This is a genomic window from Xanthomonas citri pv. citri (assembly GCF_000961215.1).
GTDB lineage: Bacteria > Pseudomonadota > Gammaproteobacteria > Xanthomonadales > Xanthomonadaceae > Xanthomonas > Xanthomonas cissicola.
In genome coordinates this window covers 758,786-784,847 of record NZ_CP008998.1, presented here as the reverse complement: position 1 = coordinate 784,847, position 26,062 = coordinate 758,786, and the positions used below count along the sequence as shown (strand labels likewise).

General features: G+C 66.5%; 18 protein-coding genes. 2 read left to right on the top strand and 16 right to left on the bottom strand.

Annotated elements, in window-relative coordinates:
- Nucleotides 1-5: 5 nt before the first annotated feature.
- The 6 genes from AMD14_RS03905 to AMD14_RS03880 form a co-directional block, all read right to left on the bottom strand.
- Complete coding sequence (locus tag AMD14_RS03905) at nt 6-1,397, bottom strand: glycoside hydrolase family 28 protein (protein ID WP_011050463.1); 1,392 nt, start codon at nt 1,395-1,397, stop codon at nt 6-8.
- A gap of 357 nt (nt 1,398-1,754) precedes the next feature.
- Entirely contained in the window at nt 1,755-2,873 is a 1,119-nt protein-coding gene (gene rodA, locus AMD14_RS03900; protein ID WP_011050462.1) for a rod shape-determining protein RodA, read from the bottom strand.
- Nucleotides 2,870-4,930: a penicillin-binding protein 2 gene (gene mrdA / locus AMD14_RS03895; protein ID WP_011050461.1), complete on the bottom strand. Its 2,061-nt coding sequence runs from the start codon at nt 4,928-4,930 to the stop codon at nt 2,870-2,872. The genes rodA and mrdA overlap by 4 nt, the downstream gene beginning before the upstream one ends.
- Before the next feature lie 3 nt (nt 4,931-4,933).
- Nucleotides 4,934-5,419, bottom strand: a complete 486-nt coding sequence (mreD, locus tag AMD14_RS03890) for a rod shape-determining protein MreD (RefSeq protein ID WP_005911183.1) — start codon at nt 5,417-5,419, stop codon at nt 4,934-4,936.
- Complete coding sequence (mreC, locus tag AMD14_RS03885; RefSeq protein ID WP_011050460.1) at nt 5,416-6,768, bottom strand: rod shape-determining protein MreC; 1,353 nt, start codon at nt 6,766-6,768, stop codon at nt 5,416-5,418. The genes mreD and mreC overlap by 4 nt, the downstream gene beginning before the upstream one ends.
- A gap of 172 nt (nt 6,769-6,940) precedes the next feature.
- Nucleotides 6,941-7,987 (bottom strand): rod shape-determining protein, encoded by a 1,047-nt coding sequence (locus AMD14_RS03880; protein ID WP_003482734.1) that lies wholly within the window; start codon nt 7,985-7,987, stop codon nt 6,941-6,943.
- A gap of 275 nt (nt 7,988-8,262) precedes the next feature.
- On the opposite strand from AMD14_RS03880, the gene AMD14_RS03875 reads away from it, so the two are divergent.
- A complete protein-coding gene (locus AMD14_RS03875) occupies nt 8,263-9,138 on the top strand; it encodes a carbohydrate kinase family protein (protein WP_045713524.1) in 876 nt (291 codons plus the stop codon).
- Nucleotides 9,139-9,399: 261 nt separating this feature from the next.
- Nucleotides 9,400-11,385 carry a sigma-54-dependent Fis family transcriptional regulator gene (locus tag AMD14_RS03870; RefSeq protein WP_005911193.1) on the top strand — a complete coding sequence of 662 codons (1,986 nt, stop codon included), beginning with the start codon at nt 9,400-9,402 and terminating at the stop codon, nt 11,383-11,385.
- 97 nt (nt 11,386-11,482) lie between these two features.
- Here the strand turns inward: AMD14_RS03870 and AMD14_RS03865 are convergent, their stop codons facing one another.
- The 10 genes from AMD14_RS03865 to AMD14_RS03815 form a co-directional block, all read right to left on the bottom strand.
- The gene (locus AMD14_RS03865; protein WP_015462848.1) at nt 11,483-13,867 is read right to left on the bottom strand and encodes a TonB-dependent receptor; all 2,385 of its coding nucleotides are present in this window, start codon (nt 13,865-13,867) and stop codon (nt 11,483-11,485) included.
- Nucleotides 13,868-13,878: 11 nt separating this feature from the next.
- Nucleotides 13,879-14,985, bottom strand: a complete 1,107-nt coding sequence (locus AMD14_RS03860) for an S-(hydroxymethyl)glutathione dehydrogenase/class III alcohol dehydrogenase (RefSeq protein ID WP_003482739.1) — start codon at nt 14,983-14,985, stop codon at nt 13,879-13,881.
- Between the two features lie 34 nt (nt 14,986-15,019).
- On the bottom strand, nt 15,020-16,066 hold the full coding sequence (locus AMD14_RS03855; protein ID WP_011050457.1) for a beta-propeller fold lactonase family protein: 1,047 nt from the start codon (nt 16,064-16,066) through the stop codon (nt 15,020-15,022).
- Nucleotides 16,063-16,734: a c-type cytochrome gene (locus tag AMD14_RS03850; RefSeq protein WP_040107572.1), complete on the bottom strand. Its 672-nt coding sequence runs from the start codon at nt 16,732-16,734 to the stop codon at nt 16,063-16,065. The genes AMD14_RS03855 and AMD14_RS03850 overlap by 4 nt, the downstream gene beginning before the upstream one ends.
- 25 nt (nt 16,735-16,759) lie before the next feature.
- Nucleotides 16,760-18,535, bottom strand: a complete 1,776-nt coding sequence (locus AMD14_RS03845; RefSeq protein ID WP_015472601.1) for a quinoprotein dehydrogenase-associated putative ABC transporter substrate-binding protein — start codon at nt 18,533-18,535, stop codon at nt 16,760-16,762.
- On the bottom strand, nt 18,532-20,562 hold the full coding sequence (locus tag AMD14_RS03840; protein WP_075149944.1) for a methanol/ethanol family PQQ-dependent dehydrogenase: 2,031 nt from the start codon (nt 20,560-20,562) through the stop codon (nt 18,532-18,534). Before AMD14_RS03840 ends, AMD14_RS03845 begins: the two co-directional genes overlap by 4 nt.
- Before the next feature lie 535 nt (nt 20,563-21,097).
- Complete coding sequence (locus AMD14_RS03835) at nt 21,098-21,712, bottom strand: HAD family hydrolase (RefSeq protein WP_015472603.1); 615 nt, start codon at nt 21,710-21,712, stop codon at nt 21,098-21,100.
- Nucleotides 21,713-22,064: 352 nt separating this feature from the next.
- Nucleotides 22,065-22,784: a hypothetical protein gene (locus tag AMD14_RS03825; RefSeq protein ID WP_003482749.1), complete on the bottom strand. Its 720-nt coding sequence runs from the start codon at nt 22,782-22,784 to the stop codon at nt 22,065-22,067.
- A 189-nt stretch (nt 22,785-22,973) separates the two neighbouring features.
- Nucleotides 22,974-24,920 (bottom strand): M1 family metallopeptidase, encoded by a 1,947-nt coding sequence (locus AMD14_RS03820; RefSeq protein WP_015472604.1) that lies wholly within the window; start codon nt 24,918-24,920, stop codon nt 22,974-22,976.
- A 118-nt stretch (nt 24,921-25,038) separates the two neighbouring features.
- Nucleotides 25,039-25,929 carry a GGDEF domain-containing protein gene (locus AMD14_RS03815; RefSeq protein ID WP_003482753.1) on the bottom strand — a complete coding sequence of 297 codons (891 nt, stop codon included), beginning with the start codon at nt 25,927-25,929 and terminating at the stop codon, nt 25,039-25,041.
- Nucleotides 25,930-26,062 lie beyond the last annotated feature (133 nt).

Sequence of the window (26,062 nt, the reverse complement as noted above, 5' to 3'; positions counted from 1 at the left end):
CGAGATCACAGCGCGGGGAAGCCCGGTGCGCCCGAGCAGGTGGGCACCACACCGCCGACCTGCACGGTGCCGGTGGTGACGCCAGTCCCCGACGGCGTGACGGCGCTGTTGCTCAGCCCGATCTGTGCGTTGCTGGCGCTGATCGACGCGTCGCTGTGCGCCACGTTGGCCAACACCAGATCCAGCGGTGTCTGCGCATCGAAGCCTTTCAGGATCCAGCCCTTGCCGCCGGCGTCGTTGCCGGTTTTGAGCCCATCGACCACGATCTGGCTGAAGGTCGGTTTGGTACCGCTGGTTGCGGCGGCGTAGAACGGGTTGATCACCACCGGGCTGCTGACGCCGTACAGGCAGGTGTTGCGATAGGTAATCAGACTGACCGGACCACCCTTGGCGAGGCTGGTCTTGATGCGCAGGCCGCTGTTGTCGGTGCTGCGGTTGCCCAGATCGTCGGTGGACACCAGCGCATTATTGTCGACCAGCACATTGCTGACGCCGGACATCACTTCGCTTCCGATCGAGATGCCGTGGGTGCCGTAGCAGCGCGAGTTGCGCACGGTGATGTTCGCCGACCTGGAGGCGATGGTCTTGATCGCCACGCAGTCGTCGCCGCCCATCACATCGCTGTCGTGGATGGTGGCGTTGACCACGCTGTCCAGATCCAGGCCGTCGGTATTGGGGCTGGTGGCCGGCGATCTCACCCGCACGCCCCAGATGGTGAGGCCATTGACGATATGCGAGAAGAAATGGAAGTACGCCGCATTGATCAGGTTGACGTCGTAGAGCGTGAACTCGCTGGAATTCTGCACCTTGATTAGGTCCGGGCTGTTCTGCACCTGATTGGCCTTCTTGGCGTTTTCGCCGAACTCCCACCAGGTGGTGCTCTTGCCCAGCATGGTCTGGTCGCCGCGCCCATCGATGGTGCCCTGACGCCCGCCGGTGCGGATGCCCATCACGCCTGCGTTGTTGCCCTTGACGCTGATCAACGGCAGGCAAGCACCGCTCTTGGAACCGGCGGTGCCGCAACCGCTGCCGTAGTCGGCCGGGTTGCGCGAGCCGTACAAGGTTACGCCCTGGTCGATGACCAGGGTGACGTTGGCCGGGATGGACAACGGCCCGGTCAGAAACGCGTTGCCACTGCCGCTGGTCAACAGCACGCTTCCGTTCTTGCAGGCGTTGAGCGCGGCCTGGATGGCCTTGGTATCGGGGGGCGCGCTTTCCAGCGCGGCGTCGAATTGCCGCCCGGTCGGCGTCTGGCTGGCCTTCAAGGACGGCTGACAAGTGGCGGGAATCGCCGGTTGCACGACAGCGCGCGTATCGCCGGTAGCGATCGTAACGGCGCCGGCTTGCGCAGCAAGCGTCAGACAAACGCCGCCGATGGCAGCGGTAAGCAGTTTCATAGAAGAGATCACCCGAAAGAGTAAAGTGCGCGTGCCCGTGCAGGCCACGCGGTGCGCACCGCCATCGCTGCAGCGGCGTGGCGGACTCTACGGAGCGTGGTGCGCGCCTGTAGCAGACGAGCGAATCGGACACCGTGGGAGCGAAGTCACGCCCGCGCGCTGCGCGCTCCTTGCAACGCAGCGCGCAAAACACGACACGGGTGCCGAGCTGTCAGCGCGATGACATGCGCTCGTCACGACCGTCAACAACGCGTTCGTGTGGCCTGCTGCGCGCGGAGTGATTGGTGTGACGCACGTCAGGCACTCTGCCTGGCGCTCACAAAGCGCACGTACGCGATGCAGTGCAGCGACGCGGCCTCAGTACCCATGCACCGGGCGATGCGACTTCACTGCCATGACCAAGCCCAGCCCGGCCAGCAGCGATACCGCCGAGGTACCGCCGTAACTCATCAGCGGCATCGGCACGCCCACCACCGGCAGCAGGCCGGAGATCATGCCGCCGTTGACCAGTACGTAGACGAAGAACGCCAGGCCGGTGGCGCCGGCAACCAGGCGCGAATAAGTGTCGCGCGCCTGCGAGGCGATCCACAGGCAGCGGCCGATGACGATCAGGTACAGGGTCAGCACGGTGGCCACGCCGATCCAGCCGAATTCTTCGCTGAGCACGGAGAACGCAAAGTCGGTGGTCTGTTCGGGGATGAAGTTCAGGTGCGATTGCGAGCCCAGACCCCAGCCCTTGCCGTTCAACCCGCCCGAGCCAATCGCGATCTTGGACTGGATGATGTTCCAGCCCGCGCCAAGCGCATCGTTCTCGGGGTTGAGGAACATCATGATGCGGTCCTTCTGGTACGGCCGCAGCAGCCAGAACCATGCCACCGGCGCAGCCGCAGACACCCCACCCACACCGACGGCCACCCACCACCACGGCAGGCCGGCCAGCAGCAGCACGAACACGCCGCTGGCAGCGATCAACACGCCGGTGCCGAAGTCCGGCTGCAACATGATCAGCGCGGTGGGCACGCCGATGATCACGCCGGTCACCAGCACGGTGGAAATGCGCGGCGGCAGCGGCATGCGGTGCAGATACCAGGCCGCCATCATCGGCAAGCTGATCTTGAGCAGCTCTGCCGGCTGCAGGTAGAACACTTTCAGATCCAGCCACTGCCGGCCGTATTTACCGGTGCCCAGGGCGAAGACCGCCAGCAGCGGCAGCATCGACAAGCCGTACACCCACGGCGTCCAGGCGCGCAGGCGCAGTACCGACATGCGCGAGATGCCCCACATCGCCGCCGACCCGATGATGAAGCGGATGCCCTGCGCCAGCATCAGGTGCTCGCCATTGGCAGTGCCGCCGGCGCTCTTGAGCACCGACAGGCCGATGGCCATCAGGCCGCCGAGCGCCAGGCACAGCACCCAGTCCAGGCTGCGCGTAAAGCGCGCGGCCATGTCCGCCAACCAGCGCAGGATGTCGCTCAATGGTCGGTCTCCTGCACCGCGTCCGGCACATCCGGCACCACCGGTTGCGCGGGGATGTTGGGGTCCAGCGCAACGGCGCTCTGGCCGATCACCACCGGCAACTCGTCCAGCGTGGCAGCGGCGGCATCGCCGGCGGCACGCGCGTCGGTGACCCCGGCCTCGAACTGATTGACGCCCACGGCGGTCACGCCCAGCTCGCTGTCCAACGGCTCCAGACCGGCGGGCATCTTGCCCAGCAGCCAGGCATCGAAGATCTTGCGTGCGATCGGCGCCGCCGAGCTGGTGCCGAAACCGCCGCCTTCCACCGCCACCGCCACCGCGATGACCGGGTTGTCGGCCGGCGCGAAGCCGACGAACAGGCCGCGGTGACGCAGGTGCAACGGTAGGCTGCGCGGATCCACTGCCGCCACGCCCTTGCGGCTGACCACCTGCGCGGTGCCGGTCTTGCCCGCCATCTGGTACGGCGCGCCAGGGGTGATGGCGTAGCCGGTGCCGCCGGGCCGCATGGTGTCCATCATGCCTTCGCGCACCACTTGCAGATGCGCGGGGTTCTGGCTGAGCGGCTTGCCTGGCGGCTGGATCATCGGCTCCCAGGGGTGATCGAAACCGGTGCGCTCTTCCAGCACCAGATGCGGGCGCAGCAGCAGGCCACTGGCGATCGCCGAGACGCCGCGCACCAGCTGCAGCGGTGTCACCTTCCAGTCGCCCTGGCCGATGGCGATGTTGACCGTGTCGCCGGGATACCAGCGCTCCTTGCGCGTCTTGTACTTGTAGGCCGGCGACGGCAGGATGCCGCCGATTTCGCCCAGCAGATCCACACCAGTGGGTTGGCCAAAGCCGTACTCGCCCATGTAGCGGTCGAAGCGCTCGATGCCCATGTCCACCGCCAGGCGGTAGTAATAGGTATTGACCGACTGGGCGATCGATTTGCGCAGGTCGGTCCAGCCATGGCCGCCACGGTGCGAATCGCCCCAACCGCGACTGACGCCGGGCAGGTAGAACATGCCGGTGGACAGCACCCGGTCTTCCGGCCGGCGCAGGCCGCTGTCCAGGCCGGCCAACGCGATCAGCGGCTTGAGCGTGGAGCCCGGCGCCACGCCCCCCAGCACCAGCCGGTTGAACTGCGGACGCGAGGGGTTGTCGTTGAGCATCTTGAAATCGGTATGCGAGATGCCGTTGACGAACAGATTGGGGTCGTAGCTGGGCAGGCTGACCATGCCCAGGATCTCGCCGGTGCGCGGGTCCATCGCGATGGCCGCCCCTTCGTGCTCGCCGAAGGCGGCCACCATCGCGCGCTGCAGGTCGGCGTCTACCGACAGGCGCAGATCCGCACCCGACTGCGGCGCGACCCGGCCGACGGTGCGGATGGCACGCCCCTGCACGTTGGTTTCGACCTGCTCGTAACCGACCTGCCCGCGCAGATCCTGCTCGTAGTAGCGCTCCAGCCCGGATTTGCCCATGTGGGTGAGCGCAGCATTGCCCTCGCCCAGCACCGCCAGGTCTTTTTCGTCGATCCGGCCCACATAGCCGATGATGTGCGCGAACAACGGGCCGTAGGGATAACGCCGGGTCAGATACGGCTCCAGCTCCACACCGGGGAAGCGCCAGCGCTCCACCGCAAAGCGAGCCATCTCTTCATCGCTCATGCGCAGCTTGAGCGTCACCGGCAGGAAGCTGCGGCGCGCGCGGCGCTCGCGGTTGAAGCGCTCCAGATCCTCCGGCGCGATCGGGATCACCTTGCCCAACGCGTCCAGCATGGCGTTCATGTCGGCGACCTTGTCGGGGGTCACGTCCAGACGGAATGCCGGCACGTTCTCGGCCAGCAGCCGGCCGGTGCGGTCGTAGATCATGCCGCGCCCGGGCACCACCGGCTTGGGCTTGATGCGGTTGGCCTCCGAGCGGGTGGCGTAGACCTCGTGGTCGAGCACCTGCAGCTTGAAATACCAGCCGCCCAGGCCGACCAGGCAGATCACCACCATCGCAAAGCCCAGCACCGCGCGGCGGCGGAACTGTTCGGCCTCCGCATGCGGATTCTTCGGATGACGGCGCCCGTGCATGGCTTATTTCTTGCCCCGCTTGCCCAGCCGCACCGCATCCAGCACCACGAACAGCGGCGGCCACAAGGCCATGCCCAGCAGCGGCGCCCACCAGTAGCTCCACGGCAGGGTCGGCTCGCCCACGGCCAGATGCACTGCCGAAGACACGATGCGGTCGTTGAGCAGCAGCCCGCCGATTGCCAGCGCCTGTTGCGAGACCGGGAAAAACCGCATGCGCGCGCGGAAGCGCTGCAGGATGAAGGTCATGATCACCAGCCGCAGCGCCTGTTCGCCGAGCAGCCCGCCATACAGCAGGTCGGCCAGCACGCCGGCCACGAAGGCCAGGCCCAGCCCGACCCGATCCGGCTCCTCGATGACCCAGTACGCCAGCACCAACGCCAGCCAGTAAGGCCGCAGCGGCTGCACCACCATCGGCAACGGCAGCAGGCCCAGGACCAGCGCAATGAAGATGCTCGCCGGCAGGATCCAGGTGTTGCGCATGCGGGTCATCGGTCCGTCTCCGGCGGAGACGGACGGGAATCGGGAATCGGGAATCGGGAATCGTTAGGCGCGGCGCCCTGCGTTGGCGGGGCGTTGCGGTTGCTTGCCCCCGATTGTCCAGTCGCTGCCGCCCGCGTGCCCTGCTGCGGTGAAGCCGGGCGGGCATTGGGATTCTGGTTTTCGTTCACGTCCGATGTGGATGGACGGGCGGACAGGTTGGCCTGGCGGATGGATGCGGCCGCACCGGACGGCTGTACGCCAGGCGCGGCAGATGCCGGCGCGGGCTGCGCGCGCGGTGCGACGCCGGCTGCGGTCGCGGCGCCCGATGACGCAGCCGGCGGGCGTGCCGCATCGATCGCCGCATGGGAAGCGCCGCCCGTCGGAGTGCCCGGCGTTCTGCTCACCGGCGCGGTCGCCGGCGCAGCAGCAGGCGCCGCGTTGCTGTTGCTGTTGCTGTTGCTGTTGCTGTTGCCATTCCCAATTCCCAATTCCCGATTCCCCATTCCAGGCACCACCCGCAACGGCTTGCCGGCACGCAGCAGCAACACATCGCGGCCGCGATCGAGCTTGGCGGCCGGGGTCAGTTCGCCGACCAGGAAGGCGTGGGTATCGTCGGGATGCAACTCGGAGACCTTGCCGACCGGGAAGCCGGCCGGGAAGCGGCCGCCCAGGCCCGAGGTGACGATTTCATCGCCCACCTGCACGCCGGCACTGAGCGGGATGTCGCGCAGTTCCAGGCGGTCGCCGCGCCCGTAGACGATCAGCCGCACGCCATTGCGCGCCACGCTGACCGGCACTGCGTGGTCGGGGTCGGTGAGCAGCAACACGGTGGAATGCAGCGGGGTGACTTCGATCACCTGCCCCATCAGGCCGCCGGCATCGATCACCGCCTGGCCCAGCACCACCCCTTCGCGGCTACCGGCGTCCAGCAGCAAGCGTTGGCGCGTCGGATCCAGATCGATGTTCAGGATCGGCGCCAGTTGCACATCCAGACCGCGGCGCTCGGCCACGTTGAGCAGTTCGCGCAGTTGCGCGTTATCCAGGGCCGCGGTTTGCAACCGGGTCAGGCGCGCATTGGCGACCAGCAGTTGGTTGCGCAGATCCCGGGTCTCTTCCACCAGTTGCGCATGCGTTGCGGCGTTGTCGCGCACCTGCGAGCCGATGCGTCCCGGCAGCCCGGCCACCGCCCAGATCGGCTGGATCAGCAGATTGGCCTGCATGCGCACCTGGCTGAGCCAACCACCGCGGCTATCGAGCGCAATCAGCACGATCGCCAGCACCAGATAGACCAGCAGGCGCAGCGTGGAGGTGACTTCGCCCGGACGGGAGGCGACGGGAGGACCGGCGTAGGAGGGCACTGTCAGGGCCGGGAATGGGGAGTCGGGAATGGGGAATCGGGGAGCAGGTGGCTGCCCACGCGACGGGTAAGGCGAGAACTCACATTGGCGGGATCACGATGCAACCACTCAGGGCCGTAGGCAGGAACCGCTCTCACGATTCCCCTTTCCCGATTCCCGATTCCCGAGCGCTTCACTCCGGCGCGAAGAACTCGTTGCCATGCATGTCCACCAGCTCCAGCGCCCGGCCGCCACCGCGGGCCACGCAGGTGAGCGGGTCGTCGGCCACCTGCACGTGCAGGCCGGTTTCTTCGGAGATGAGCCGGTCCAGATCGCGTAGCAGCGCGCCGCCACCGGTGAGCACGATGCCGCGCTCGGCGACGTCGGCGCACAGTTCCGGCGGTGTCTGCTCCAGCGCCAGCTTCACTGCCGAGACGATGCCCGACAACGGCTCGTGCAGCGCTTCGAGCACTTCGTTGGAATTGATCTTGATCATCTTCGGCACGCCCTCGGCGAGGTTGCGGCCGGAGATTTCCATCTCCTGCACCTCGTCCTGCGGGTAGGCGCAGCCGATCTGCAGCTTGATGCGCTCGGCCGTGGCCTCACCGATCAGCATGCCGTGGTTACGGCGCACGTAATTGGTGATCGACTCGTCGAACCGGTCGCCACCCACACGTACCGACTGCGAATACACGATGCCGTTGAGCGAGATCACCGCCACCTCGGTGGTGCCGCCGCCGATGTCGATGACCATCGAACCGCGCGCCTCGGTCACCGGCATGCCGGCACCGATCGCCGCGGCCATCGGCTCTTCGATCAGATAGACGTCGCGCGCACCGGCCTCTTCCGCGGATTCCTTGATGGCGCGGCGCTCGACCTGCGTGGAGCCAGCCGGCACGCACACCAGCACGCGTGGGCTGGGGCGCAGGAAGCGCGATTTGTGCACCTTCTTGATGAAGTGCTTCAGCATCGCTTCGGTGTAGGTGAAGTCGGCGATGACGCCGTCCTTCATCGGGCGAATCGTGGTGATGTGGCCGGGGGTACGGCCGAGCATCTGCTTGGCCTCCGCACCGACGGCGGCGACCGAGCGCGTGCCGCCGATCGCGCGATCCTGACGCACCGCAACCACCGACGGCTCGTTCAGCACGATGCCCTGTCCGCGCACGTAGATCAGCGTATTGGCCGTGCCCAAATCGATGGACAGGTCGTTGGAGAACATGCCGCGGAGTTTCTTGAACATCGAGGGAGTCGTTCCTGGGTAAGTCGCGTGCCCGCCGCCAGACTGGCGAAATTTTGGGCAGAAAACGAAGTCGGCTAGCCTAGCAATCCCCCCCGGGGTGAGCAAGGAAAAATCGGCGATTTCGCCCCCGTTTTCATGTGCCGGTCACGCCGGCCATGGCATGCGGTTCTGGCTCTGATCGGCCGCAGCCGTTACCCTTTGCGCCGCGGCGCACGCGCCGTCCCGCTGCCATGCCCGGCAATTGGCGGGTTTTCCCAACGCAAAGGCCCGACTCGATGTCCGCACTGATCTGTGGTTCCCTCGCCTACGGCACCATCATGGTGTTTCCGGACCAGTTCAAGAACCACATCCTGTTCGGCGGCTGCGCCGGCAACATCGCCTACAACCTGCATCTGCTCGGTGGCGCGCCGATCCCGATGGGCACCGTCGGCCAGGATTTCGGCCCGTACCGCGAACACTTCGAAACGTTGGGCATCGACCTGTCGCGGGTGAAGATCATCGACGACCTGTTCACCCCGCAGGCCTTCATCACCACCGACCACGATAACAACCAGATCACCGCCTTCCATCCGGGCGCGATGATGCGCAGCTACGAAAACCACGTGAAGGATGTGCCGGGCGTGACCCTGGGCCTGGTCGGCCCGGACGGGCGCGAAGGCATGATCCAGAACGCTGAAGAGTTCGCTGCTGCGGGCATTCCTTTCATCTTCGACCCTGGCCAGGCGATGCCGCTGTTCAACGGCCCGGAGCTGCGCCAGTTCATCGAGCAGGCCCAGTACGTGGTGGTCAACGACTACGAGTCGAACCTGTTGCAGGAGCGCACCGGCTGGGACGAAAAAGACATCGTCTCGCGCGTGCAGGCCTACATCACCACGCAGGGCCCCAAGGGCGCGCTGGTGCATACCCCGGAGAAAACCTACGATATTCCGCCGGCGCACGAGCGGCGCGTGGTCGACCCGACCGGCTGCGGCGACGCGTTCCGCGCCGGGCTGATCTACGGCATCCAGGGTGGCTACGACTGGTTGACGATCGGCCGCATGGGCAACCTGATGGGCGCACTGAAAGTGGAACACCCCGGCACCCAGAACCAGCGCTTCGACTTCGCCGAGTTCAACGACCAGTTCAAGCAGCAGTTCGGCTACGCGTTGTAAGCCTGGGATTAGGAAGTCGGATTGGGGAGTCGCAAAGCAGCAATCCTGCGTTTTGAGGCCACGAAGAACCGCGCGATCGCGCGGTTTTTTCGTTTTGGCCGAGGCGCAAAAGGAGCCACCCCAGCCAAGCCGCTCTTGCCGATCCCTACTCCCCAACCCCCAATCTCCAATCCCGGCGTTTGCTGCACCGCGGTTTGAGCCTCGCCCCGGTTTATGCGTCACTGCCGCTCTGGCCCCGGGTAGGGACCGAGGAAGCGCCACGTGTCGGAAGTGACTGTCGCCAACCTCCTGCAGGCCACGCCTGGGCCCTCGTCCGCTGCCGAGGCCGAATCCGCGTTGCTGGCACGGATGCGCCGCTTCCGCCAGATCGAACCACTGCCGCCAGCGCTGGCGCGCTCGTGGCAGCGCTGCCTGGACGAGTATGGGCTGAGTCCGGATGCGTCCCCGTCGCCGATGGTCCACGACGGCAGCGGGCTGCGCGAGCGCCAGCAGCGTCTCGAGGAAGTGCTGCGCATCGCCAAGGTGGAGATGGAGAACCTCTACGAACAGATCGCCGGCGGCGGCTACGCCGTGGTGTTCGCCGACGCCGAGGCGACCTTGCTGCACAGCGTGCACGACCCGGCATTGCTGCGCGAATTCCGCCAGACCGGGTTGTTCTGCGGCGCCAGCTGGGCCGAGCGCTACCAGGGCACCAACGGTATCGGCACCTGCGCGGTGGAGCGCAGCGCGCTCGGCGTGCACCGCGGCGAGCATTACCTGGCCCGGCACCTGCCGCTGTCGTGCAGCGGTGCGCCCATCCTCGACCCGCACGGGCAATTGCTGGCGGTGCTGGATGCGTCCACACCGGATGCGCGCGACACCAGGCTGGTACAACGCCATACCAGCGCGCTGGTGCGCATGTCGGCGGCACAGATCGCACGTTCGTATTTCCTGGCGCAGTACCGGCACGCGTGGATCCTGCGCTTCCACAGCCGCCCGGAGTTCGCCGGCCTGTTGCACGAGGCGCTGATGGCGATCGGCGCCGACGGCTGCGTGCTGGCCGTCAACGAAGCGGCACTGGAACAGCTCGGCAAGGGCGACCGCAGCCTGCTGGTCGGGCGCGACATCTCGCAGGTGATGCAGCTGGACTTCGACACCGTGGAGCAGCGTGCGCGCAACGACGCCAGCACGCTGTGGTCGATCCGCTGCGCCTGCCACGGTCGCCGCTTCTTCGCCCTGGCGCAGCCGCCGCGCCGCAACGTGGTTGCTGGCGGCGCGCAGGCCACCACCGCCGACGATGACCAGGCGGCTTACGCACGCGAACACGTCGGCTCCGATCCGCGCATGCGCCACAACCTGGACAACGCGCTGAAGCTGGTCGCGCATCGCGTGTCGATCCTGCTATGTGGCGCCACCGGCACCGGCAAGGAGGAGTTCGCCAAGGCGGTGCACCGCGGCTCGCCATGGGCGGCGCGGCCGTTCGTGGCGGTGAACTGTGCGGCGATCCCCGAGGCGCTGATCGAGAGCGAACTGTTCGGCTACGCACGCGGCGCGTTCACCGATGCCGCGCGCGAAGGCCGCCACGGCAAGTTGCTGCAGGCCAGCGGAGGCACCTTATTCCTGGACGAGATCGGCGACATGCCGCTGCCGCTGCAGACGCGGCTGCTGCGCGTGCTCGAAGAACAGAGCGTGACCCCGCTGGGCAGCGACCGTGCGATGCCGCTGGAACTGCACGTGATCAGCGCCAGCCACCGCGACCTGGCGCAGATGGTGGCCGCCGGCGAATTCCGCGAGGACCTGTACTACCGCCTCAACGGCGTGGTGCTGCACCTGCCGCCGCTACGCGAACGCAGCGACAAGGCCGAGCTGATTCGCACGCTGCTGCGCGAAGAAAACGGCGAGCAAGGCGTGCGCATCAGCGAAGAGGCGCTGCACAAGCTGCTCAGCTACGCCTGGCCGGGTAACTTGCGCCAACTGCGCAACGTGCTGCGCACGGCGGCCGTGCTGTGCAGTGACGAGGTGATTCGCTTGCCGAATCTGCCGCAGGAGATCGTCGACGCCGGCAGCGCACCCTGCCTGGTCGATGGACGAGCGGTCGCGGCCGACGATATGTCTGGCCGCGTGGCATTGGATCAGGCCGAGCGGCTGGTGCTGCAGCAACAACTCGAACGCCACCGCTGGAATGTCAGCCGCACCGCCGATGCCCTGGGCATCAGTCGCAACACGCTGTACCGCAAGCTGCGCAAGCATGGACTGGAGACGGGATGAATGGGGAATCGGGAATCGGGAATCGGGAATCGGGAATGGAGAAAAGCAGTTCGCTGACGCTCTACGATTCCCCATTCCCGATTCCCCATTCCCGTAGTCAAAGCGCCCAACGCAACCCAATCAAATACTGTCGCGGCACACCAGGTGCGAGAAAGCGTGCCGGGCCGGTTTCCACTGGCGCATCCTGCGGACGTGCGAGTTCGCCGTCGGGAAACACGTCTTCGGCCACGGCGGCATAGGTGGCGTAGTGGCGGTCGAAGACGTTGTCGATCCGGGCGAACAGCGACACCCGCGCGTTGATGGTCCAGCGCGCCTGCAGGTCGACCAGGGCATAGCCGGCGCTGCCGATGTCGAGGCGCTCGGGTGCGGTCTGGCCTTCTTCGGCATTGTCGACCTGGCCATCTTCGTTGCCGCTGGCCACCCGCCCGGAGACCGCACGCACGCCTACGCCCAGCGTCAGCGCATCGCGCTGCCACGCCATCCCGAGCTTGAGGTTGTGCCGCGGTAGCGCGGCGATCCGCAGGCCCGGCCGCAGCGCGATCACGCGCTCGCCGGACAGCAATTGGCCACCGCTGCGGTAAGTGGCATCCAGGTAGCTGTAGCCGGCCCACCACTGCCAATCGCCGCTGCGCAGATGCAGTGCCGCGTCCACGCCCTGATAGCGCGTGCGGCCGACATTGTCGAAGTAGCCCAATTGCGTATCCGGTGCGCGTAGAAACAGAATGTCGTCGCGATTGTCGGCGCGGTAGACCGACAGCGTGGCGTTGCGGTCGGCCGACGGCGTCCAGCTCGCGCCCAGTTCGTAGGTGCGCGAGATGATCTGCTCCAGCCGCGGATCGGCCTGCAGGCCGGTCGGCAACCGACAGGGCTGGGTGGGATCGGCGCAGCCCAATTCGATGGCGGTCGGTGCACGGCTGTTCTGCGCGACCGAGCCGTACAGCGTCAGCCCCGAATCGAGCCGATGCGTAAGGCCCAACGACGGGTGGGCCTTGGCATAGACGAAGCGCTCGCGTGGGCGGTCGCCGTCGTCGGCGGTGGAAAGAATGTTGTCCACCACCACACGATTCCAGCGCACTGCAGCGGTGAGATGGGTCGCATTGCTCAGCGCCCAGGTGTCGGCGAGGAACATGCCCAGCGTCTCGGTGCTGCCGCGTACACCGGAGAAGAAGGCGCGTTCGGCATCGGGATCGGCAGCGACCGAGCGGTCGGGCTGCACCCAGCCATCGCGGGCGAACTGCCGGTAACGCACATGGCCGCGATCGAAGGTGACACCGGCCGTGAGCGCATGCGCGCCCCGCTGCATGCTCAGGTTGAGCGCGACGCCCTGTGCTTGCTGACGCATCTGGGTGGTGTTGAGCGCGCCGGTGTGCAACGTGTCGGCATCGGTGCGGGCGACATCGCACTCGGCATCCAGTGCGCTGCCATCGGCCGCGTAACCGGACGCGCATTCTTCGACGAACGCTTCGTAGTCTTCGCCGATATCGCCATTGACGGTGTCGCGGCGCCCTACGCGCGAATAAGCGAGGGCGTGCAACGCAGTGTCTGCATCGAAACGATGGTCCAGCTGCACGGTCAATAAGGTGTTGCGATTGCGGGTGAGATCGGGCGAGGTATACACCGAACGCCGATCGGCGCGATACAAGCCGGGCTCTGGCCCCTCGTCGGTATACCGCGTGTCCGGCAGCAGGCCATTGCCGATCAGACGGCTGCGCCCGTGCAGCAGCGACAGGCTCCAGTCGGTCTGCTCGCCTTGCCGACCGACCTTGCCGAACACGGTGCCAAGCCGGCCTTCGGAGGCAGCACGCCAGCCGTTTTCGTCGAAGCCGGTCACCGCAACGAAGCCATGCCAGCCGTCGGCGCCGGCGACGCCGTAACCGGCATCCAGCCGCTTGCGCGCACCGCTGCCGATACTCAATTCGCCCTGTACTCCCGGTGCGGTCAGCCCCGACGCGGTAGACAGCACCACCGCGCCGCCCAGCGTGTTCGGCCCGAACAACGGGTTGGAACCCGGCATCAGCGTCATCGCGGTGATCGCCGCTTCGGGCAGCATGTCCCAACTGACGATATCGGCGAACGGTTCGTTGAACCGTACGCCATCCAGATACACCGACACCCCTTGCGAAGCGCCCGGCAAGGCAGAAGCGCGAAAGCCGTGGAAGGTGAGATCGTTCTGGAACGCGCTGCCCTGCACGTCGTTGCCGTCCACGCCGACGAAGCGCCGCTGCAGCAGATCGCTCAGGTTGTTGCTGCGCCCACGCGACAGCTCGGCGTTGCTTGCCGACTGCACCATGTACGGCAATTGCGCCGCATCGATGGTGGTGCCGGGGATCGGCGTGGCGGTGACCTCGATACGGTCCAACCAGGTGACTTGCGGTGCTTCCGCTGCAACGGCCAATGCGCTGCGTGCGAGCAGGGTCATGGCCCATGCGCCTGCCAATCCCGTGCGATGCAGCGTCGCTGTCCTGCATCTGCCTGCTGCCATGTGCATCTCCTTCAATACGCCACGATGGATTTGATGCCGCGCGCCGCACGCAGGTCCGTCAACGCCTGGTTGATGTCATCCAGCGCCAGCGTGCGCGTGATCAACGGCGCCAGCTGGATATCGCCGTGCAGATAGCGTTCGACGTAACCGGGTAGCTCGCTGCGGCCTTTGACGCCGCCGAAGGCGCTGCCGCGCCACACCCGCCCGGTGACCAATTGAAACGGGCGCGTGCTGATTTCCTGCGTGTCGTCGGCCATCCCCAGGATGACGCTCTCGCCCCAGCCCTTGTGGCAACACTCCAGCGCCGCCCGCATCGCGCCGACATCGCCGACGCATTCGAAACTGTGGTCGGCACCGCCATCGGTCAGGTCCACGATCACCTGCTGGATCGGCGCACCGTAGTCGCGCGGATCCAGGCAATCGGTGGCGCCCAGCGTACGTGCCAGTGCGAATTTCGCAGGGTCGATGTCCACCGCGATGATGCGGCCGGCCTGCGCCAGCAGCGCGCCCTGTATCACCGACAATCCGATGCCGCCCAGCCCGAACACCGCCACGCAATCGCCCGGCCGCACATGCGTGCTGTTGAGCACCGCACCGACGCCGGTGGTGACCGTGCAGCCGAGCAGGCAGGCCTGCTCCAGCGGCGCCTCCGGATGGATGCGTGCGACTGCAATCTCCGGCAATACGGTGTATTCGGAAAACGTGCTGGTGCCCATGTGATGCAGGATCGGCCGCCCATGCAACGAAAACCGGCTGCTGCCGTCAGGCATCAGGCCACGTTCCTGGCTGCTGCGAATCGCCTGGCACAAATTTGTACGGCCGGAACGGCAGAATTTGCACACGCCGCATTCGGGCATATACAGCGGAATCACGTGATCGCCGGGCCGCACGCTGGTGACGCCGATCCCGACGTCTTCGACAACCCCGGCGCCCTCCTGCCCCAGGATCGCCGGAAAGCTGCCGGCATGGCCATGCGCCAACGCATGCGCATCGCCCTGGCAAATGCCGGTGGCGACCAGGCGCACCAGCACCTCGCCGGGACGCGGCGGCTGCAGGTCTACTTCTTCGATGGTCAACGGCTGGTGCGGACCCCAGGCCACCGCAGCGCGTGTCTTCATCCGGCCTCCCTGACGCCGTCGGCCTGCCGGCCGCTCAGCGCGCGATGATCACGCCCCACGGCAGCTCGCCCACGGGGATCTGTTTGAGTTCGCGCAAGCTGGCGGTGTCGATCACGCTCACGCTGTTGGAGCGCCCGTTGGCGACGTAGAGCTTGTCGCCGGCAGGCGTCAGCGCCGGATTCCACGGGCGCTGCCCAACCGGAATCTCGGCCAGCGCGCGCGCGGTATTGAGATCGATCACGCTGACCGTGCCGGCGCCGCCGTTGGACGCATACAGCCGCGTGCCATCGGCCGACAGCGCGACGCCGGCGGTGCGCACGCCGGCCGGCAGACTGGCGCGACGCTGACGCGTCTGCAGGTCGATCACGTCCACCACGTTGGCGGTTTCCTGCGCGACGTACGCGCTGTGCCCGTCGGGTGCGAACGCCATGCCGCGCGGATGACCGCTGGTGGCCACCACACCGCGCGATCGATGGGTGGCCACTTCGATCATGTCCATGTCGTTGGAGCCTTCATTGCTGGTGAGCAACCACTTGCCATCCGGGGTGTAGGCGCAATGCTCCGGCGCCTGCCCGCGCGTGGCGATCACCTGCTGCACGGTGAGTTGCGCCGCGTCGATCAGCATCACCTGATTCTGGCCTTCCACGCATACCGCCAATTGCTTGCCGTCCGGCGACAACGCGATGCCTTCGGCGTTCTCGCCGATGTCCACGCTGCGCAACACCGCATCTCTTTCGCTATCCAGTTCGACCAACCTGTGGTGCTCGGCATCGATCAGGTACAGATGCCCTTGCGGGCCGGGCAATAGCTGCTGCAAGCGCTTGCCGAGCCGGCCCTGCGCGCTGAGCGTGCGCACCACCGTGTCGGTGTGCGTATCGATCACCGACACGGTGCCACTGCGTTGATTGGGCACATACGCAAGCACCGGCGGCGTTGCCGGCGCCGGTGTTGCGTTGCCGCTCGCCGCAGGTGCGGTGGTGGAGGCCGGTGTGACGGCATCGCGCTGGCAGCCCGCCAGCAGCAACGCACCCAGCATCCCTGCTGCACACATGCGCGACCAGCGAGCAGGCGCTGAGCTCATTGCGCCTTGCCCGCGGCCTTGTTGATCGAGTGGATGAAGGCGAGCAACTTTTCGGTATCGCCGGGCTTGAGTACCGGTGCGAACGGCGGCATCTGCCCCACCACCTTTTCGTGCCCGATACGGGTCTTGCCGTGGGTGATCATGGCCGCGGTGCCTTCGCTGATCAGCGTGCGCAAGGTGTCGTCGTCGCTGCCATACACCCAGATGTCGTTGGTCAACGGCGGGCACATGCCACCGCCACCGGTACCGCCGTGACAGGCATTGCAGCCGGCCGAAAAATAGATCTTCTTGCCTTCGGCGACCAGCTCGGGCGTGACCTTGACCTCGGGTCCCTTGGGAATCGGCACGATCGTGGCAGGTGGCGCGGCCGGCGTTGCCGGATCCGGGGCTGGCCCCGCTGCGGGGTTGGGCAGTGCTGCGGGTGCAGCTGCAGTTGCGGCCGCAGGCGCTGCGCTGCCGGCGGCTGGCGCAGGCGCCGGTGCGCTGGCGGCCGCCGGTGGCGGGGGCGGTGCATCGGCGGCCGGTGCCGGCGGTGCCTCCTTGCCGCATGCCGCCAGCACGACGCTGAACATCAACGCGCACAGCGGTGCGCGGACAAGACGATCGAAACAACCCTTGGTGGACGTGCGCATGAACGAACCTTTCTGATCGGAGGGAACACCGCGCACCCCGTGCACGCGGCGGGTGACGCAGTCATTCGCGCGCTGGGCGCCTGGCCTTGGTGAGCAGCGTGGCCAGTGGGGTGTCGCCACGTGCCTGCGCCAGATCTGCGGCGGTCTTGCCGTCGCGGTTACGTACAGACGGGTCGGCGCCCGCAACCAGCAACCGTTTGGCGACCGCCTCGCGTCCGGCCGCTGCGGCCAGCATCAGCGCGGTGACACCAGCCTGATTGGCGTGACCGACCTCGGCACCGCGTGCGAGCACGGCATCGAGAATGGCCGGGTCGTCGCGCGCCACGGCAAACATCACCGGGGTGAATCCGGTGGGATTGGCGCGCCGCACATTCGCGCCCTTGTCCAGCAGCGCCTGCACCACCGCGACATCGGCATACGACACCGCAAGATCCAGTGCGCTCCAGCCATCGCTGGACACGGTATCCACCGGCGCGCGCTTGGCCAGCAGCCTGCTGAGGCTGTCCGCATCGTTGGCCCAGGCCGCCTTCATCAGCGCGGTCCAGCCGCTGGCGTCGCGGGCGTCCAGGCGTGCGCCGGCATCCAGCAGCAGGCCGACCAGATCCGGCTGCTGGTTGCGGATGGCCTGGTGCAGCGGCGGCTCGCCCAGCAGGTTCGCGTGATTGGCATCGGCGCCATGGCGCAGCAGCCATGCCGCACGCACGGCGTCGCCGGCATCCAGCGCATGCGCCAGTTCCTGATTCGGGTCGGCACCGTCGGCGATGCGCAGTTGCAGCTGCGCCAGCTCCTGCGATGAGGCCGCCGGGCTGGGCACAGTGGATGCCGGTGTGGGCGTGACATACGGCCCATGCGATGCCAGCTCGCCGGCTACCACGCAGTCACGACAGCGCACCAGCGGCACGTGATACCTGCGCAGGATTTCCGCGATCTTGGCCGCGCTTTGCTGCAACGCCGTGTTCAATGCATCACGCAGGTCGGCATTCTTGCGCGACACCGCCCAGGCCATCGAATACTCCAGTACCGCATCGTCGATGGTGTTCAAGGGCACCAGACCCAGGCCGCTGCGCTGCGCGTAATACCCGGCCACCGGACCCCAGGATTCGGCCGCATCCAGCGTGTTGGCGGCGACCCGTTCGACCAGCTTGCCGGGATGTTCTTCCGGCGCGGTGGCCGAGTCGTAGAACAGGTACTGCACCTCACCGCTGATGCCGTGCTCGTACAGCGCCTGACGCGCAGGCGAGCTCTGGAACACGCCCAGGCGCAGCTTTTTCAACGCCGGGTCGTCCAGCGAGGTCGGCCTCAACGACAAGCCTTGACGTGTGACCAGCACATACGCCGAGCGATAGACCGGGCGCGTGGTCAGCCCCTGCTCGAAATCGCTGTTGAGGTCCATCAGTACATCGCAGCGGCCCGCATTGATGGTGCTACGCGCCAGGCCGCGCTGGTAATAGGTGCGCCACTCGTATTCCAGGCGCCGGCCCATGGCATCGGCAACCACCTGCGCGATCTTGTTCTGGAAGCCTTCGCCGGCCTTGTTGGACAACGGCATGTTGCCCGGGTCTGCGCACACGCGCAGGACGTGCGGATCTGGCGTAGGTGGCGGCGCGGATGCCGCGGAAGGCGTGGTTGCCGGCGCAGCGGTGGATGCAGGCGCCGCAGCGGACGCCGCAGCGGAATGAGAAGCGCGAGCCGTCGGTGAGGACGGCTCGCGTGTGCAGCCTGCGGCGACGAGTCCGAGGCTGCACAGCACCAGCACCTGCTGCAGGTGCCGGGTGATGCCGCGCACCCCGGCAGCAAGCTGCCGAGGTGCGCGCCCAACGCCTTGCGTGCAGGTCATCGTGCCGTCTTCGCTGCTGCATTGGCGGTGCCGCCGCCTGCGGTGGCAGTGGCAGTGGCAGTGGCAGTCACGGTCTTGCCGGCGCCATCGATACGGAAGCTGTGGACCATGCCGCCGAGCGGGATCTTGTCGAAGCCCGCACCGAACGCCAGCCCCGCCGCACCCAGTGCGCCATACGGATCGGACGGATCCAGGCCTGCAGTGACCGGCAAGCCGATCCACCCGCCGATACCGGAGAACACCGCCACGTACTGATGGCCGTTGGCCTTGTAGGCGATGGGGTTACCGATGATGCCGGACGGCAACTTGGTCTCCCACAACTTCTTGCCGGTGTCCTTGTCCACCGCGCGGAACCACCCATCCAGCGTGCCGTAGAACACCAGCCCGCCGTCGGTGACCAGGGTGCCGCTCCACACCGGATACTTCTCCTTGATCTCCCACTTGGACTTGCCTTCCACCACATCGAACGCCTTGACGATGCCCAGCGCGCCCGGCTCATTCGGCTTCATCATCACGTTGGCGAACACGTACGGCAGACCCATCATGGTGTTGCCGCGCTCCTGCGGTTCCAGCTCCATGTGCCAGTTATTGGTGCCGCAGAAGAACACCGCCGCATTGGCCGGATCCACCGAGCACGGCTGCTGGTCCTTGCCGCCCATCGCCGACGGGAACGCCTGCACCTTCTTGCCGCGTTCCAGCGGCGAATGCGCGGCCACCTTCACCGGGCGACCGGTCTTCATGTCGATGCGTTCGGCCCAGTTGGCCGGCACGAACTTGTGCGCGCGCAGCAGCGTGCCATCGCGCCGATCGAGCACGTAGGCAAACCCGTTGCGGTCGAACTGCACCACCGACGGAACCTGCTTGCCATCGATGCTCAGGTCGACCAGGATCGGCTCGTTGATGCCGTCGTAATCCCACTGGTCGAACGGGGTCTTCTGGTAGCCCCACACCGCCTCGCCGGTATCGATCTTGCGCGCGAACAAGGTCATCGACCACTTGTTGTCATGCTCGCCGTTGTTGCATTCCTCCTGCGAGGTCTTGCCGCAACGGTACGACGGGCTCCACAGGCCGGGATTGCCGGTGCCGTAGTACACCAGCTTCAACTTCGGGTCGTAGCTGTACCAGCCCCAGGCTGCACCGCCTCCGCGCTTCCATTCGTCGTTGGGAAAGGTCTTGACGCCCAGGTCGCCGAGCTGGCCATGCTGCGGATTGGCCTTGTTGAAATCCGGGCCCAGGCAGATCGCCTTGTCGGTACCGGCCGCATCGCAGGACCATGCCTGCTTGCCATCGTCAAGGTTGTAGGCGGCCACGCGACCGAGCACGCCGAACTCGTTGCCGCTGATGCCGGCAACCACCTTGCCGTCGGCGATGATCGGCGCCATGGTGATGGTTTCGCCCTTGTCCGGGTGCGCAAGTTTTTGCTTCCACACTTCCTTGCCGGTCTTGGCATCGAGCGCGATCACATCGCCGCTGAGGCTGCCGAAGACCAGCTTGCCGTCGGCATACGAGGCGCCGCGATTGACCGTGTCGCAGCACGCCACCGCCACCGACCGTTCGTCCTGTTGCGGGGTGTATTTCCACAACACCTTGCCGCCGTCGTCCTGCGCCGCAAGATCGATGGCGAACACGTTGTTCGGATACGCGCTGACCATGTACATGATGCTGCCGATCACCAGCGGCTGGCCTTCGTGGCCGCGCGTGGCGTCGGTTTTCATCTCCCACGACATCTTCAGATTCTTGACGTTGTCGCGATTGATCTCGGCCAGCGGGCTATGCCGGGTGAGTGCGAAGTCGCGCCCCACGCCACCCCAGTTGTCCGCATTGCTGGCATTGGCGGTGAACTCGCTATCGGTGTCGACCACGGCCGCGGCGGCGGGTGCAGCGGCGGGCGCAGCGGCAGGTGTTGCAGCCGTTGCCGGCGCCGCAGTTTCGGTGGGTGTGTCTTTCTTGCAGCCAGACAGAACGGCGCTCAGCGCAAGCATGAGCAGCGCGGCGCTGCGTACGCTGCGACAGGAAGATTGGTGCATGTGCGTCTACCCCTCTCGTTTGAACAACCAGTCGGTTGAAACATCCCGCAGCGCAGGCGCTATCACCGCCGTGGCGATGCGGACGTAGGAAACGTCGGGAGAGACCTGGGCAAACGGCATGCCAGCACACTGGTGCGCCGCACCACGTCGAGTCAGCGAGGGCCGGGGGTGATGACGGCGCGCTGGGCATCTCGTGCTGTCACGGTTTTGGCACAGTTTGCGCCGCACGTGCTGTGACACAGGTGGTGCAGACGGTCCAGTGACATCCCAGCAACGCCGAGCGTGGCGTGAACTCAGATCGCTGCGCCGCTGATGCAGGGCAATGCGCTATGGCAAGCAGCACTGCGCGATGTCGCCAGGCATGCCGGTCTTCTCCCCCGCTGGGCGAAGGCGTCAGAAAGGCGAATGCGGAGACGGATACGGCCAATAGACAGGTGCGCCGTCCACGACGCGTCATGACGTCGGCGGCTAGTCAACAGTTCCCATGCCTGCTCGGGTGCACGTTACCCCCGTTGCACAGGCACAACGCGCCACCCTAGCGCTCCCATTGCGCGAGCAACTGCGTGCAATCGTGCAGGCGCCAGTCGGCGAAACCGGGCCAGGGGTCGCCGGGTGTATTGACCAGGACAGTGCAGGCACCGACGGCGCGGCCGCAGGCCAGGTCATTGTGGTGATCGCCGACCATGACCAGCGCGCTGCCCTGCACCGACCAGCGCCGCGCGAAATAATGCAGCCCGTCGGGCGCAGGTTTTGGGGCAGCCTCGTCGCGGCCAACGATGTCGTCCCAGGCGAATGCATCGTCCAGACCGATCGCCTGCAACGTGATCTTTGCCAGCTCGCGCGCGTTGCGGGTGAGCATGCCAAGCCGGCAACCGGCGGCATGCAGCGCGCGCACCAGCGCCACTGCGCCCGGCGCGGCGCGTGCGCCTTGGGCGAGCGCACGCTCGTGTTCGAGCAACCAGGCATGCTTGGCCGCCGCTTCGTCGGCCGGTAACGCTGCCAGGTGATGCAGGATGTCCGCCGTTGGCGGAATGTCCAGGACGCGGCGGATCAAGGCGAAATCGTGCGCAGCTTCGGTCAGCGTGCCGTCCATATCGAAGACCCAATGGCGATAGTCGGACAACGTGGGAGAGAGAGCGGCGCTTGTCATGTTGTCCATCCTTGCAAAGACATCAAAGTGATCGATTCGGTGCGGCAGGCGGCGGCGCGGCCAACCTGCAGTGCGCAATCGGCGACCTCGCCCAAGGCGGTCAACCAGGCGTTTGCGCGCATTGCCAACCAGGTGCGGGTGGCGCTCGCTCGACATGTCCCTGCGCGGACACGCCAACGCGCGCGCCCCTTCATCCGAACGAATGCGCGCCAGGTCTGCTGACCATCCCGAGCGCTGAATGCCGGTGCGCTGCAGCGCCATCACACCGGGTACTGCACTATCGATCAAGCGCGGCAATGCTGCACCAACTCGCAAACAGATCGGTGTACGCCAGCACTCATCGCGGACTCGCCTACTTCCACCCGGGCATCTGCGTGGTGTCCAGGCCGCCGACCTCGAACTCTGCGGTGCGCGTACCGCCGGCCTTGACCGGGAAGGTAATGCCGATGCGCTTGGCGTTGCGTACGAGCTTCCACAACGCTTTGTCATCGTCGATGAACATGGCAATGGCTTCGTCGGTATCCGGGCGGTGCGCCGCCAGGGCACGCGGTGCGCCGCCATCGGCCGTCACCTGCACCTTGCAGCCACCGTAGCAGTTGAAATCGCCGGCCTTGAGCACGAGGTAGCTGTGGCGCTTCCACTGCGGATGATCGCGAAACACCAGGCTGACCGGCTTGGGTCCGCTGCCATCCACATCCACACGTTGCTTGGCGTCGATCATCGCCGAGCGCTGCGTACCGCCCTTGGCCGGCACCTGCGAGTATTGCCACAGCGCCTGCATGCGGCGCAGCTCGCGCGCCTGCTCGCCCTTGGCCTTGATATCGGCATAGCCTGGCTCGATGCGCGTGGCGGCCGCAGTGCCCGCATAACCTTCGATCAAGGCCGCACCATGCGCACGCGCCATGTCCCAGTTCTGCGCTTTCACCGCTTCGTCGTATTGCTTGGCGAGCGCCTCGGCCTGGGTTTCCTTGGCCTGCGCCTGCGCGGTGGCCTGCGCCTGACGTTGCGCCTCGCGGTCGGTGCAGGCACTCAAGGCGGCGACGCACAAGGCCGCGCTCAGCAGATACTTCATCGTCGACTCCGGGGCGAATTCAACGTCAACGATACCAGCCTGCCCGCCGTACCCGTGATCAAACCCGTAGACCGTAGGAGCGCACCCGGGCGCGATGGAGCATTCCCGGTAACGCCACCTCGCGCCCGGGTGCGCTCCTACGGCAGCGATGGAGGTGGCGGGAGGGCGCTGCAACGCCCTCCGCTGCCATTACGGCTGCGCCGGCGGTGCCGCTTTCGCCTTGGCGATCATCTCGGCCACCGATGCGGTGGTGATCGGGTGATAGCTGGGCTTGGCCTTTTCGAAGGCCTGTTCGGCGAACGCGATGCCATCCGGAGTCTTCAACAATTCGGCGTAGATCGGCAGCACCAGCTTGCGGCGGCCGACGCGTTCGATGAACTCGCCCGCGGCAGCGCGCGCGTCGGTGTAGCCGCTGCGAATGGCCAGCGGATACCAGCGCATCGCGATCTCGCCATTCGGCGTGCCGGTGAAGTGGTACGCCTCGTCCAGCTGCTTGAGCTGCTCGGGCTTGAGCGTGGCGCCCATGCCGCTGAGGAAGTGCACCCATTCCTGCGTGCCCCACTCGCTGGTGACCTGCTTGTTCGGCAAGGTGCCGCTGCCGCTCCAGGCGATGCGTGCGGTATCCACGATCGAGAAGCTGCGCGAGCGCGCCTTGGCCGCAAATGCCGGAATGCCCGGCTGCTTCAGCCACGCATCCACGTCGGCCGCGCTCACCGTGTTGGGATGCTTGTCCAGCAGGTTCTTCTTCAGGTAATCGACGAACTGGTCGGTGGTGGCGCTCTGGAAGGCGTGATCGTCGAACCAGCCACGCAGGAACGGGTCGAATACCTCGCGGCCGAAGCGCTGCTCCAGGAACTGCAGGAACCACGCGCCCTTGACGTAGGCGACCTGGCTCAAGGCCTCGTCGGGGTCGCGCTGGGCCAGCGGCGGCAACTCCAGCACCTGGTCGGCCGGCGGCATGTCCTTCACTTCGGCCAGCAGATCGCCCTGGTCGATCTCGCGCTCCATCTCGGCCATCTCGGTGCCGTACAGCGCCTCGGTGATGCGGCCCTGCACGTAGGTGGTGAACCCTTCGTTGAGCCAGATGTCCTTCCAGCTGGCATTGGTCACCAGGTTGCCCGACCAGCTATGCGCCAGTTCGTGCGCCACCAAAGAGACCAGCGACTTGTCGCCGACGATCACGGTGGGCGTGGCGAAGGTCAGGCGCGGATTTTCCATGCCACCGAACGGGAACGACGGCGGCAGCACCAGCATGTCGTAACGGCCCCAGCGATACGGGCCGTAAAGTTTTTCGGCCGCACCGATCATCTTTTCGGTGTCTTCGAATTCCTTGGCGGCCTTGTCGGCCATGGCCGGCTCGGCCCACACGCCCGAGCGCGCGGAAATCGGCTTGAACACCACATCGCCGGCGGCGATCGCCAGCAGGTAGGACGGAATCGGTTCGGGCATCGTGAAGCTGTAATCGCCGTCGCGTGCCGCCTTGGGGTCGTTGTCGGCGCTCATCAGCACCATCACGTCCGGGCGCGAGGTGACATGTGCGCTGTAGGTGAAGCGCACGCTCGGGGTGTCCTGCAGCGGCACCCAGCTGCGCGCGTGAATCGCCTGCGACTGGCTGAACATGAAAGGCAGCTGCTTGCCTTCGGTCATCGACGGCTCCAGCCACTGCAGGCCCGAGGCCGTCGGCGCGGTGTGATAGGTGATCACCACCTTGCCCGGCTGATTCGGCGCTTCGATGGTGAGTTTGCTACCGAAGGTCTTGTCGGCCGGCGCCAGGGCGAACTGCAGCGGCGACAGGCCGCCCTTGCCATCGTCTGCCTGTACCTGCGCAATGCTCAACTCGCGCGTATCCAGCACCAGTTGCTTGGCGGCTTTGTCCTTCCACTCCAGCGTGTAGGTGGCAGTGCCGCCGATCTGCTTGGCATCGAAATCCAGCTTCAGGTCCAGCGCCAGGTCCTTGATGACCACCAACTGCGGCTGGGCGTAGGAACTTTCGTCGTGGTTGCGGGCATCTGCTTTCACGGGAGCCTTGGCAGTGGCGGCCGGCGCGGTGGGGGATACCGACGGCGTGGAGTCATTGGAACAGCCGGCCAGCGCGATGGACACGGCCAGGGACAGCGACAGGAACGGGAAGCGCATCGACGGCACCGCAGCAAGGAGAATTGGGCATTTTAGCGCCCTGCGCCGCAGCCTGCCCGTGCCATCGGCGGCCATAAGCGATGACCTGCCACTCAGTATCGCAACCGGCTTGCCCAGGTCAGATCACCGGATGGCCGCGCGGAGCGTCGTGCCCGTCGCGCACCAGACGCCGGCCACCGGAGAACTTGGCGCGATACATCGCCGCATCGGCGCGGCGATACAGTTCGGTGGCATCCAGCCCTTGTTCGCACACCGCACTGCCGGCGCTCACATGCAGCGGCGCATCGCCGGCATCCTCGCGCTCGAGCATCGAGAGCCATTGGTTGAGCTTGAGCGTGGCGTCGTCTTCGCTGGCATGGATGCCGATCAGGAATTCGTCGCCGCCCCAACGCCCGACCCAGTCCTGCGCACCCAACCAGCCGTAGGCCGAGTCCACCAGGCGCACCAGCACGCGGTCGCCAGCCAGATGGCCGAAGCGGTCGTTGATCTGTTTGAGGTTGTCCATGTCCAGCACGAACAGCACGAACGGCCAGCCTTCGCGTTGCGAGGCGATCACCGAATCGCGCATCGCCTGTTCGCAACCGCGCCGGTTCAGCGCCTCGGTCAGCGGGTCGAACAAGGCGTGTTTCTTGAGATCGCGCATGCCGGCATCGATGCCACGCAGGCTGCGGTTGATGCCGCGCAACAGCCGGCCCAATTCGTCGTCGCCCTGTTCAGGAAGCGTGGGCAGGCGCTGATCGGCGTAATACGAATCCAGCGCATCGGCGGCGATGCGCAGCGGCGCCAGCAGCCGATACAGCGCAACCAAGGTCAGCGCGGTGCCGGCCAGCGTGGCCAGCAATGCCACGATCACCACCGACCACAGCGGGCGCCCGTCCAGTTCGCTCTGCGATGCCAACCAGGCGATCAACAACAGCAACGGCAGATGGATGCCCAGGAAGGTCACCGCCAGCAGTTTGGCGCTGAAGGAGCGGGGAAACACGCGCGAGAGCCCGGCGTACAAGCGCATCCAACACTCCGGCAAAAGAGCGCTTAGTGTCGCCGAGAGCGTGTGGAGCCAACGCGACGGAAGTCTCAGACCTCGCTGGTTGTACCCATGTGCGGCACCGGTTCGCCTCAACAAGCGATCCCGTGCACGCGGT

What these genes read in the sequence shown, in the direction of transcription:
- AMD14_RS03905 (WP_011050463.1), bottom strand. Translation starts at nt 1,397, where the DNA reads ATGAAACTGCTTACCGCTGCCATCGGCGGCGTTTGTCTGACGCTTGCT.
- mrdA (WP_011050461.1), bottom strand. Translation starts at nt 4,930, where the DNA reads ATGCACGGGCGCCGTCATCCGAAGAATCCGCATGCGGAGGCCGAACAG.
- mreD (WP_005911183.1), bottom strand. Translation starts at nt 5,419, where the DNA reads ATGACCCGCATGCGCAACACCTGGATCCTGCCGGCGAGCATCTTCATT.
- AMD14_RS03880 (WP_003482734.1), bottom strand. Translation starts at nt 7,987, where the DNA reads ATGTTCAAGAAACTCCGCGGCATGTTCTCCAACGACCTGTCCATCGAT.
- AMD14_RS03875 (WP_045713524.1), top strand. Translation starts at nt 8,263, where the DNA reads ATGTCCGCACTGATCTGTGGTTCCCTCGCCTACGGCACCATCATGGTG.
- AMD14_RS03865 (WP_015462848.1), bottom strand. Translation starts at nt 13,867, where the DNA reads ATGGCAGCAGGCAGATGCAGGACAGCGACGCTGCATCGCACGGGATTG.
- AMD14_RS03860 (WP_003482739.1), bottom strand. Translation starts at nt 14,985, where the DNA reads ATGAAGACACGCGCTGCGGTGGCCTGGGGTCCGCACCAGCCGTTGACC.
- AMD14_RS03855 (WP_011050457.1), bottom strand. Translation starts at nt 16,066, where the DNA reads ATGAGCTCAGCGCCTGCTCGCTGGTCGCGCATGTGTGCAGCAGGGATG.
- AMD14_RS03845 (WP_015472601.1), bottom strand. Translation starts at nt 18,535, where the DNA reads ATGACCTGCACGCAAGGCGTTGGGCGCGCACCTCGGCAGCTTGCTGCC.
- AMD14_RS03840 (WP_075149944.1), bottom strand. Translation starts at nt 20,562, where the DNA reads ATGCACCAATCTTCCTGTCGCAGCGTACGCAGCGCCGCGCTGCTCATG.
- AMD14_RS03835 (WP_015472603.1), bottom strand. Translation starts at nt 21,712, where the DNA reads ATGACAAGCGCCGCTCTCTCTCCCACGTTGTCCGACTATCGCCATTGG.
- AMD14_RS03825 (WP_003482749.1), bottom strand. Translation starts at nt 22,784, where the DNA reads ATGAAGTATCTGCTGAGCGCGGCCTTGTGCGTCGCCGCCTTGAGTGCC.
- AMD14_RS03820 (WP_015472604.1), bottom strand. Translation starts at nt 24,920, where the DNA reads ATGCGCTTCCCGTTCCTGTCGCTGTCCCTGGCCGTGTCCATCGCGCTG.
- AMD14_RS03815 (WP_003482753.1), bottom strand. Translation starts at nt 25,929, where the DNA reads ATGCGCTTGTACGCCGGGCTCTCGCGCGTGTTTCCCCGCTCCTTCAGC.